Below are 10359 nucleotides of genomic sequence, written 5' to 3' on the forward strand. Positions count from 1 at the left end.
TATGAGAGTGGCTTGATTCGGAATGAACATGAATTTAAGGAGATGCTGAATAATGTGTTATCTAGTAGCGAAAGATCGTGATGCACATGGCTGTTTTGCTCTGAAAACAACTCATGGAAAGCATCTGGTAGAATTAAAGAGGGAATTGAATAAGGCCGTTGGGTATAAGGGAATACAGCTTGTAACAATCAGCAGGCCAACTGCGTATGGCGAGTACGCACCTTACCACTTTGTGGATACAGAGCAGGAGTTTCAGGCTATCGTCAAGGGACTTCGTCCATGAAATGTGAACTTCCATAATAAAGTGCAACTCAAGTGAATCATACGGATTGAGAATACCCTGAAAATACTGAAAAAATAAGGAAAAACCTGCATTTTTTATTGCAAAAGTGCAGGTTTTTTTACACACTATATTTAGTCGCAAATACAACTATAAAAAGGAAGAAATTATGTACTTAAATTACGTGGTGGATATACCGAAAATCAAAGGAAAAATTACATTTCGTAACAAGGGAAAAGCCCGCTATGTTTATTATGAATGTGATCGAATTTACGATCCTTCGAAACAATATACAACCGTCAAAAGGGTGACAATCGGAAAGATTTCAGATGATGATGAAACGAAGATGAGACCGAATGAGAACTTCAGAAAATACTTTCCTGAAGTGGATGTGCCGGAGTCTTTAGCGGATTCTGAAAGGAGCAGCTGTCTGAAAGCAGGTACATATATGGTAATTAATCAGGTGGTTAAGAATACTGGATTGAACCAGAAACTTGAGGACGTTTTTGGAGCTAAAGCAGCTGGTATGATTCTTGATTTTGCAGCATATTCAATCATTACGGAGAGTAATGCAGCACAGTATTATCCGGACTATGCGTTTAACCATCCGTTGTTTACAGAAGACATGAAAATTTATAGTGATTCCACTCTTTCGGAATTCTTCAGAAGTATTAATGAGAATCAAAGGCAAGGATTTCTGGACAAATGGAATGAAGAAAGAAATCATAGAGAACGGATTTATGTCTCTTATGATTCTACGAATAAGAACTGCGAAGCCGGAAATATCAGTATGGTCGAGTACGGGGCTGCTAAGGTGGATGCTGGTCTCCCAATCTTTAACTATGCCGCAGGATATGATCTGAATAATAGTGAACCATTGATGTATGAGAAGTATCCAGGAAGTATTAATGATGTTTCTCAGGTGCAGTTTATGATTGAAAAAGTTAAGGGATATGGCTATCGAAACATTGGATTTATTCTTGATCGAGGATATTTTAGCAAAGAAAATCTGAGATACATGGACAATAATGGATTCAGTTTCATCATTATGGTGAAAGGATGTAAGGAATTCATCCGTGACCTGATTCGTAAACACAAAGGAAGTTTTGAAAGCGATTGGGGGCATCAGATATCAGAATTCGGAGTGTATGGAAAAACAGTCCAAACATTTGTATATGCAGCTGACACAAAGAAAAGATATGTTCATGTTTACTACAATGCAGCTAAAGCAGCTGGAGAACGGTCACGACTTGAAGAAAATATCCGGGAGATGCAGAACTATCTTGCAAGATTTCAGGACACTGAGCATGAATTCGGACCGATGTTTCATAAATACTTCCATATGCATTATAACAAGGAAACCGGACATTTTGTATATGGAGAACCTAACCTTTTGGTAATCAGGGAAGAGTTGGATTTGTGTGGATACTTTGCTATTATCTCATCTGAGAAGATGGAAGCAAAAGAAGCGATTGGTCTGTATAAGAACAGAGATGCATCAGAAAAAGTATTTCGTGCAGATAAATCGTATCTTGGTAACAACTGTCTGCGGGTAGCTTCTGAAGAATCTGCGTCTACTAAGATATTTATCGGATTTATTGCGCTAATCATACGTTGTAAGATTTATCAGGCTTTGAAAAATAAAGCGAAAGAGCTGGTAAAGAAGCCGAATTACCTTACTGTTCCGGCGGCAATCAGGGAATTGGAAAAAATAGAAATGAACAGACAATTAGATAAAGTATATCGCTTAGATCATGCAGTTACAAATACACAGAAAGTAATATTAGACGCATTTGATATCGATGCAGCACATGTCACATACAAAGCAAACTGCATCAGCGAAGTTCTGAAAGGAAGAGGATAAATGGCAAGGAATATTAGTAAAGAGGATCAGTTAGAAATTGATTTTGTAGCCAATCTTGGCAGCAAAGTTTATACAAGAGATCTGTTCCAGAGAGACTAAACGGAGTTGTGATACAGGAGGAATATAAAATGACCATTATAGTAACCGGCGGAGCCGGATTTATCGGAAGTAACTTTGTTTTTCATATGCTAAATAAATATCCGGATTACAGAATCATCTGTCTGGATAAATTGACCTATGCGGGAAATCTGTCCACACTGGCACCGGTGATGGATAATCCGAATTTCCGTTTTGTAAAAGCTGATATTTGTGACAGAGATGCGCTTTATCAGTTATTCGAAGAAGAACATCCGGATATGGTTGTAAACTTTGCAGCAGAGAGTCATGTAGATCGTTCCATTGAGAATCCGGGAATTTTCCTTGAGACAAACATCATAGGAACTTCTGTATTGATGGATGCCTGCAGAAAGTACGGAATCAAGCGTTATCATCAGGTTTCTACCGATGAAGTGTATGGTGATCTGCCGTTAGACCGCCCGGATCTGTTTTTCACAGAGGAGACTCCGATCCATACAAGTTCTCCGTATTCTTCTTCCAAGGCAGCAGCAGATCTGTTGGTACTTGCATACCACAGAACTTATGGTTTACCGGTTTCTATCAGCCGTTGTTCCAATAACTACGGACCGTATCACTTTCCGGAGAAACTGATTCCGCTGATGATCGCCAATGCGCTGGCTGACAAACCGTTGCCGGTATATGGTGAAGGTCTGAATGTGCGTGACTGGTTGTATGTGGAGGATCACTGCAAAGCGATTGATCTGATTATCCATAACGGTCGTGTTGGTGAGGTTTATAATGTCGGTGGACACAATGAGAAGAAGAATATCGACATTGTAAAGATTATCTGCAAGGAGCTTGGCAAACCGGAGAGTCTGATTACACATGTAACGGATCGTAAAGGCCACGATATGCGTTATGCGATTGATCCGACTAAGATTCATAATGAGCTTGGCTGGCTGCCGGAGACAAAGTTTGAGGATGGTATTAAAAAAACTATTCAGTGGTATCTGGATAACCGTGAGTGGTGGGAGACTATCATTAGTGGTGAGTACCAGAATTATTATGAGAAGATGTATGGTAATCGGTAGGATCGCGTAGTGTGGAAGGCCGTCTCAGTGTTAACTTCCAATAGAGAGTGCAACTGCACCAGAAGCAGAAGGCGATTCAGAGCCAGGAGAAGTTAGCAGGTAAAAATATAGATTACGAGATTATCCTGTGATATACTTTAAGAACGAATCTGTGAATAGAAAGCATAGCATTAGATGGTTTTGGCTGTGCATGGAGATCCAAGAAAAGAGGTCATTGCGTTAGGACAAACGTATTTTGCAAAACTGCAAACATGAACCCGATTGATACATCGAAGAAAAACTAAATTTGCATGAGAAACAAAAGGTGGAACTGAAATGAATAAGAGTGTCTATTTATATGAACTGGATTCTGTAAGAAATTCAAAAGAAGAGATTCAATATGCACAGGAACGGATGTTCCAGGAAATTATACTGAATGGGAACCAGGTGATCTTGACCATGAATCAGTTAGCGGATTCTCGTGCATTTCTTGCTGCGATTGAAAATGAAAATACATTTGAACCATTTTTTGAGTTATGTCAGATGGGGGTGATCCGAATTTCGCAGTATGGAGCGTTGCGTACTCCGTCGCAATATTTTCAGGGAAAGATAGAAGAATTTCTGAAGAAGGCAAAGAAAACCGAGTCTGAAAAGAGTGCATTTATTTATTCAGGGGTTCCCGTTGCACATGATGATGTTGTGATGCTGAGACAGTTGTTGACAGCATTGCGTTATAGTGACCCGGAGTGTCTGAGGGAATTATCTGGTTATAATGAAGAAAATTATAGTGAAGAAAAGATAGAATATTTGATCCGCTATGTGAAGACGTTGCTGGCATTGAGTGTCAATGCATTTTCATTGAATCCACCTAAAAAGGTAAAGCAAAAGAAACTGACAGAATATCTTCATGAAATTGCATATCCGCTTACTGATCAGGATACAGTAGAAATTCTGAAAAGAGTTGAGAAAGATTTGAGTTCACAGGATCGTCAGGAATATCGGAGTGCCTGGCATATTTATCTCCACGAAAAAGAGAAAGGAGAAAAGGCAGAATATGCAGAAGCGGTGCTCGATCTATGTTATAATCTTACAACGGAAGACAGTATTTATGGAATTTCCAAGCATTATGATCCGGAAGATATAGAATCCTGCCGTGAATGGTTCAAAAGCAAATTGAAGGATTACTGGGAGAAGGATATTGCTCCTAGCCATGTTTTCCCTGCAAAGGATAGTACAACGTGGGAACTTTATCAAGGAAAACTCCCGGACTGGAGTTGTGCTATTCGGATTTTGCAGATGAAAAATGTGCAGGAAACGCTGGAACTGAAACCGGCTCTTGAAGATGAAAAATTACAGACGGGAAGCCGTTATGAAGTGGGGATGGAGAAAGAGCTGAAAGAGTGGGATAAAAGTATACATAAAGGAATAAAAAGAAATATCATAGATGCACTAATTGGGGTGGTGATCTTTGTAGGAATTGAGTTGGGAATGAACTATCTACAGGATATTGTGTCTGTAGAAGGGGAGCTTTCATTGGCTGCGACCATAGGATGGGCGGTCTTGCAGGTGATAGCTTTTGGTATTCTGAGTTCGTGGATTTCGGGTATGATATCCCGTTGGTGGACAAGTTGTGATATTTTAGACAGTATTGAGGAATTGACAAGAACGTGGGCGGATCTGAAAATCGTAAGAAAATGTCGGGAACGCCTGAAAGTTGAAAAAGGCTGAAATAAAAAATGAAAACCTGCTCACAAGAAGTTGGTAAGAAATAGGGATGAAAGGGAATGGAAATAAAAGGAACAGAAATGGATTCGATTGAAAAATATCTGGAATTAAGTCGGACGTGTACGGAGCTTTTTGCCCAGTCTGAGGAACTTCCGCTGGTACTTGACCCGAAGGAACTGTATGCATTTGCACAAAAAAGTGGCAGAAGAATCGGAATTGTATACGAGAGCCATTACCATTTAATGGTTGTGGATGTTGTGCGTGCAAAAAATGGAAGTCTGTTTGCATATGAAAGACTGATGAACCGCGTTATGAGAGGTGCGGTTGTTATCGTTCCATATTATAATGGAAAGTATATTTTACTGCGGCAGTATCGTCATGCTCTCAGGGAATATCAGTACGGTTTCCCAAGAGGTTTTGGAGAAGAAGGAATTTCTGCAAAGGAGAATGCGGGAAAAGAATTATGGGAAGAACTTGGTGTGCAAGCAGAAAAATGGAAAAGTTTCGGAAAAATTGTGCCGGACAGTGGTGCAATGAGTTCAAAGGCAGATGTATTTCTGGCAGAGTTGAATGAAGCTCCACAGGTGATACAGGAAGAAGAAATAGTAGGACATATTGCATTGGATTGGGAGCAGTTGGGCGAATGGATCCGGGATGGAAAAATTACGGATGGTTTTACTCTGGCAGCATATGCAAAGATGAGTTTACAGAAATAATGAGGATAGAAAAGAGGAAAAGACAGTACAAAATCTGCTGCAATGGTGTCAAAGATCAATATGATGCAGTCATCATTGATTGTATTTCCTGTGTTTAATAAATTGGGGAACATTTCAATGTGATTTGTTAAGAAAAAGTTCCCCAATTCGTATTGGATATTAAGAGCAAAAATCAAAAAAGGAGAAACTGTTTAAAAATGAACAGGGTGCAGGAGTTTATGGTATAGATGGATATTTATCAGATATGGACAACGTATAATAAGCAATGGTCAAGGTATGAAATACTGGCTTTTGGGCTGGTATTAACGGGGGTGTGCATCGGAATGGCGGTGTGTGTATACAGAAAGAAGCTGCGTATCATACAGGCATTGGCAGTCGTGGCATTGGTGGTGTTTCTCGGAATTGTATTTGGCTCAACGGTATTTACCAGGATTGGAACGGTCCGTCAGTATGAATTATTGCCATTCTGGTCGTGGCGGGAGGTAATCTGTAACCACGACCGGGAGTTGTTAAAGGAAAACCTGTTGAATTTTATCTTGTTGTTGCCGGCAGGGATTCTGCTTCCGCTCATTGCGAATCATAAAATTAAGTGGTATCAGGCTCTGGTGATCGGAATCCTGATGTCAGCGACAATTGAGCTCAGTCAGCTGATTTTTATGCGTGGTCTGTTTGAGTGGGATGATATGATTCACAATGGGTTGGGGTGTATGGCAGGATGTCTGTTTACGAATAATTTTGTGAAAAGTGGAGTAAAACATTAACAATAACATTGCTTTGAAACAATGATGATGTTGATTCATGGATTTGCCCATGATAAGATTGATACAATGAGAATGATAAAGAATATAATAATTAATGGTTTTACAGATAACGGAGGGAGTTCAAATGAGAAAAAAAAGATTTGAGGCGCTGTTATTAAGTTTGGTGCTGGCATTGTCTCCACTGAGCACCATGCAGATACAGGCGAAAAATGTTTCCGATGATACGAATGTGAAAACGGCACAAAACACGGGATATATAGAAAGTGATCTGGATAGGAATGTGCCTGTACACAGAGCAGGCGTTGCTGCATATGCGATGCTGCCATCTGCTTATTCGACAGATATTGATGCATGCAGACGCGAATATCCGGCAGTGCGTGACCAGAATCCATATGGTACCTGCTGGGCATTTTCTTCCCTCGGTCTGGCAGAGTTTGATCTGATCAGTGATGGAATCGCAAAGAAAGACATTGATCTGAGCGAGTTGCAGCTGATTTATTTTACTTATAATTTTGTGACGGATCCATTGGGCGGCACAAAAGGGGATACCGCAGAATACAACAGTGCAGAGGCGAAAGGCAGTTTTCTGAATTTTGGCGGTAATTATGAGATGGCAGCCCGGAGAATGAGCCAGTGGGTCGGCGCGGTAAAGGAAGCGGATGTTCCGTATACGGATGCTGAGAAAGTGGAGCAATCAGGACTGAAAGACAGTTATGCTTACAGCCGTGATGTGGCGCATCTGGAAAATGCATACTGCATGAGCCTGAAGGAAGATACGGATGGTGTGAAGGCACAGATCATGGATCATGGTGCGGTAGGTGTGATGTATGATCATCTGGATAAGGCGATGGCGAAGAATCAGAAAGGAGAATATACCTACTATGATGCCGAAGCCAGCGGCAACGGACATGCGGCTATGATCGTTGGCTGGGATGATGATTATTCCAGAGACAATTTTGCAGGATATGCAAAACCGGCACACAATGGTGCGTGGCTGATCCGAAACAGCTGGGGATCTTACTGTGATTATTTCTGGATGTCTTACGAGACGGTTTCACTCGGTGAGGCTGCGTGGGCGTTTGATTTTGATACGACGGATGCGTATGACAATAATTATCAGCTGGATGGTGGTCTGAACGCATATCCGACAGAGTTTGATACGCTTGCGAATGTATTTACGGTTCAGGATGCAAAGGCTGGTGTGGAAGCGGAAGAGCTGAGAGCAGTCAACGTATCTATGATGCACAATGCGAATGTATCTTATACGATCAGTGTTTATACAGATCTGAAGGATCCGAAAGATCCGACCAGCGGTACAAAGCAGGAAAAGGCAACGACAACCGGTGAGACTTCTTATGCCGGTATCTATACCATTCCGCTGGAGAATGCTGTGGAGCTGCAGCCGGGAACGACTTTTTCTGTTGTGGTCCAGACGGATACCAATGCGGTAGAGTGTGAGCTGGAGATGTCCATCGAGAATGGAGGCCAGGTCATCTGGTCCTGTGATGTCAGCAAGGGAAATGAAAAGACGTTTTATCAGTACCACAATAAGTTTTATGCATATCCATATGGAAATGCCTGCATCAAGGCACTGACGTCAGAGGTGAAGAATCCGGCTTATAAAACCGGTATTTATACTGAAAATGGCGAGGATGTCTACTATGTAGACGGAACGCGCCGGCATGATACCGGTCTTGTGGAGGTAGATGGCGTACGCTACTATATGAATGACGGTGTTGTACAGAAGGAAGAAACGGTTGTTATGCAGGAGGATGGCACCTGGGTATACATTAATGAAGAGGGTGTCGCAGATGATTCTTACTGTGGTTTTGTTTCTTACGGCGGAAGCTGGTGGGAGATTCGAAACGGTGTGATTGATTTTTCTGTAAATAGTGTGGATGAAGGTATTGTCAATGGTGAATATGGCTGGTGGAATGTGGTAAATGGCCGTGTGGATATGGGAAATACGGTCGCACAGAATGCCGGTGGCTGGTGGTGTATCCGGAATGGTAAGGTAGATTTCTCCTATACCGGAGTCGCACAGAATGCCGGCGGCTGGTGGAGAATCGAAAACGGCATGGTGAATTTTGCTTATAACGGTGTGGTAAACAGTGAGTATGGCTGGTGGTTCATCCGCAACGGCAGCATTGATTTTACTTATACCGGTCTGGCGCAGAATGAATATGGCTGGTGGAGAATCGTCAACGGAACGATTGATTTTGGCTGCAACAGTGTCGTAGACAGTGAATATGGCTGGTGGTATGTCAGAAATGGCCAGGTCGATTTCGGTTATACAGGCGTTGCGCAGAATGAATATGGCTGGTGGAGAATCGAAAACGGTGCTTTGAATTTTGGCTTTACCGGTCTGGCGCAGAATGAATACGGCTGGTGGTATATCCGCAGTGGTATGCTGGATTTCTCCTATACAGGATATGTGGGATGGTACGGTGTAAATTACCGGGTGCAGAATGGTCAGGTGATCTTTTAACCGGAACAGGGGAATCTTGTAGAAGTGGTTTCGCAAAACGACTTCAGGGAATGATTTTTATTTCATACTTATAGTGTGAATTAAATATACGGTTTGAATGGAGATTGATTTATGAGAAATTAAAGGTTAACTCCTTCTTGCACGAACGAGCGTTCTTCTGTATAATGTAGTTGTAAAGATTTGAGTTGAAAAATGTGGAGTTTGTAGCAAAAAAATTACGAACTCTGGAGTCTGTTTGCCTGTGAATGTATATTGTAAAATTCACGGCGTATGCTATAATAAGATCATAAAGATATAATTATTTATTAGTAGCTTTCAGTTACTTTGTTTTGATTAGGGACATTCCCTTGAGAATTATCAGGGAATGTTGGATCACTTTCCCTGTTCATATAGATAATTAAAAATCTGCTATTACGCAGGGAAAGAGAGGAACGAAGGTAATGGATTTAGGAAAGGTAGTTATTACCCTCAAAGAAAAAGAGGAAAAAGTCAAAGACCTTCGTCCAATAGATGATGTATTCTTTGAAGTTTTGGCAAATGACGTTAATTTCTGTCAGGAAATGCTGCAGATTCTTCTTGAAGATAAGAATCTTGTAGTTAAAGACGTTGTTGTGCAAAGCAGTGAAAGAAATCTATATGGTCGATCGGTGCGATTAGATGCTTTATGTGTCTTGGGAAATGGAAAGAAGTGTAATGTCGAGGTACAACGCTCGGATAATGATGATCATCTCCGCAGAGTGAGATTTAATGCAGCTAGTATTGCGGTGAAAGATTCTCAGGAAGGTGAAAAATTCGAGCAGATTGAAGATATTATTGTAGTGTACATTTCTCAGTTTGATATTTTCAAAGCCGATCGTGTACTATACCATGTGGATAGTACAATCCGAGAAACGGGTAATCGTGTTGATGATGGTCTTTACAGAGTTTTTGTTAATACGGAAGTAAAAGACGGAACTACAGTTTCGGAGTATATGGAATGTTTCCTTAAAAAGGAAGTTAACAACTCGAAATTTCCGGCATTTACGAAAAGAATGAACGCTTTAAAGCATGAAGAAAGGGGGCTGAATGCCGTGTGTGAAGTAATGGAAAAGTATGAACAGAAAGCTGTTGAGGAAGGACTTTCTTTATTTGAAAAAGCAATTACAATGCTTGCGAGCGGGAAATCGCCTTCTGAGGTGGTGCTTACGGGTGTCCCTCAAAACATTGTAGATCGTGCTAGTCGCGCTATGAAACCTAAACTTAATAAGTAGAAAGTTGGCAGTAATGAAAGGATCATCTCAAACCGAGGTGGTTCTTTTTCTATGCAAACTTTTTGATATCACATATAATTACTTATTTTCCATCAAAGTTATTGCAATAAAATTTCGTAAGCGTCCAATAAGAGGGTGTATCGAAATT

The 10359-nt window shown here is 41.0% G+C and carries 8 protein-coding genes; all 8 read left to right on the forward strand.

Translation table 11 applies throughout. The annotated features are described in order from the left end of the window. Nucleotides 1–52: 52 nt before the first annotated feature. Nucleotides 53–283: a DUF6718 family protein gene (locus HMPREF0373_RS04455; RefSeq protein WP_021738436.1), complete on the forward strand. Its 231-nt coding sequence runs from the start codon at nucleotides 53–55 to the stop codon at nucleotides 281–283. Between the two features lie 166 nt (nucleotides 284–449). Beyond that, complete coding sequence (locus HMPREF0373_RS04460) at nucleotides 450–2144, forward strand: IS1634 family transposase (protein ID WP_044962928.1); 1695 nt, start codon at nucleotides 450–452, stop codon at nucleotides 2142–2144. 128 nt (nucleotides 2145–2272) lie between these two features. Beyond that, nucleotides 2273–3292, forward strand: coding sequence for a dTDP-glucose 4,6-dehydratase (gene rfbB, locus HMPREF0373_RS04465; protein WP_022036208.1), 1020 nt, complete (start codon nucleotides 2273–2275; stop codon nucleotides 3290–3292). Nucleotides 3293–3607: 315 nt separating this feature from the next. Next, nucleotides 3608–4999, forward strand: coding sequence for a hypothetical protein (locus HMPREF0373_RS04470; protein ID WP_021738439.1), 1392 nt, complete (start codon nucleotides 3608–3610; stop codon nucleotides 4997–4999). A gap of 56 nt (nucleotides 5000–5055) precedes the next feature. Then, nucleotides 5056–5712: an NUDIX hydrolase gene (locus HMPREF0373_RS04475; protein ID WP_021738440.1), complete on the forward strand. Its 657-nt coding sequence runs from the start codon at nucleotides 5056–5058 to the stop codon at nucleotides 5710–5712. A 227-nt stretch (nucleotides 5713–5939) separates the two neighbouring features. Then, nucleotides 5940–6473 carry a VanZ family protein gene (locus HMPREF0373_RS04480; RefSeq protein ID WP_021738441.1) on the forward strand — a complete coding sequence of 178 codons (534 nt, stop codon included), beginning with the start codon at nucleotides 5940–5942 and terminating at the stop codon, nucleotides 6471–6473. 124 nt (nucleotides 6474–6597) lie between these two features. Further along, entirely contained in the window at nucleotides 6598–8961 is a 2364-nt protein-coding gene (locus HMPREF0373_RS15960) for a C1 family peptidase (RefSeq protein ID WP_021738443.1), read from the forward strand. A gap of 440 nt (nucleotides 8962–9401) precedes the next feature. Next, the gene (locus HMPREF0373_RS04490) at nucleotides 9402–10211 is read left to right on the forward strand and encodes a PD-(D/E)XK nuclease family transposase (RefSeq protein WP_021738444.1); all 810 of its coding nucleotides are present in this window, start codon (nucleotides 9402–9404) and stop codon (nucleotides 10209–10211) included. Nucleotides 10212–10359: the final 148 nt, after the last annotated feature.

This window comes from Eubacterium ramulus ATCC 29099, assembly GCF_000469345.1.
GTDB classification, from domain to species: Bacteria; Bacillota; Clostridia; order Lachnospirales; family Lachnospiraceae; genus Eubacterium_I; species Eubacterium_I ramulus.

Excerpts from the sequence above, each read along its gene's own strand:
- HMPREF0373_RS04455 (WP_021738436.1), top strand. The coding sequence starts at position 53 with ATGTGTTATCTAGTAGCGAAAGATCGTGATGCACATGGCTGTTTTGCT.
- HMPREF0373_RS04460 (WP_044962928.1), top strand. The coding sequence starts at position 450 with ATGTACTTAAATTACGTGGTGGATATACCGAAAATCAAAGGAAAAATT.
- rfbB (WP_022036208.1), top strand. The coding sequence starts at position 2,273 with ATGACCATTATAGTAACCGGCGGAGCCGGATTTATCGGAAGTAACTTT.
- HMPREF0373_RS04470 (WP_021738439.1), top strand. The coding sequence starts at position 3,608 with ATGAATAAGAGTGTCTATTTATATGAACTGGATTCTGTAAGAAATTCA.
- HMPREF0373_RS04475 (WP_021738440.1), top strand. The coding sequence starts at position 5,056 with ATGGAAATAAAAGGAACAGAAATGGATTCGATTGAAAAATATCTGGAA.
- HMPREF0373_RS04480 (WP_021738441.1), top strand. The coding sequence starts at position 5,940 with ATGGATATTTATCAGATATGGACAACGTATAATAAGCAATGGTCAAGG.
- HMPREF0373_RS15960 (WP_021738443.1), top strand. The coding sequence starts at position 6,598 with ATGAGAAAAAAAAGATTTGAGGCGCTGTTATTAAGTTTGGTGCTGGCA.
- HMPREF0373_RS04490 (WP_021738444.1), top strand. The coding sequence starts at position 9,402 with ATGGATTTAGGAAAGGTAGTTATTACCCTCAAAGAAAAAGAGGAAAAA.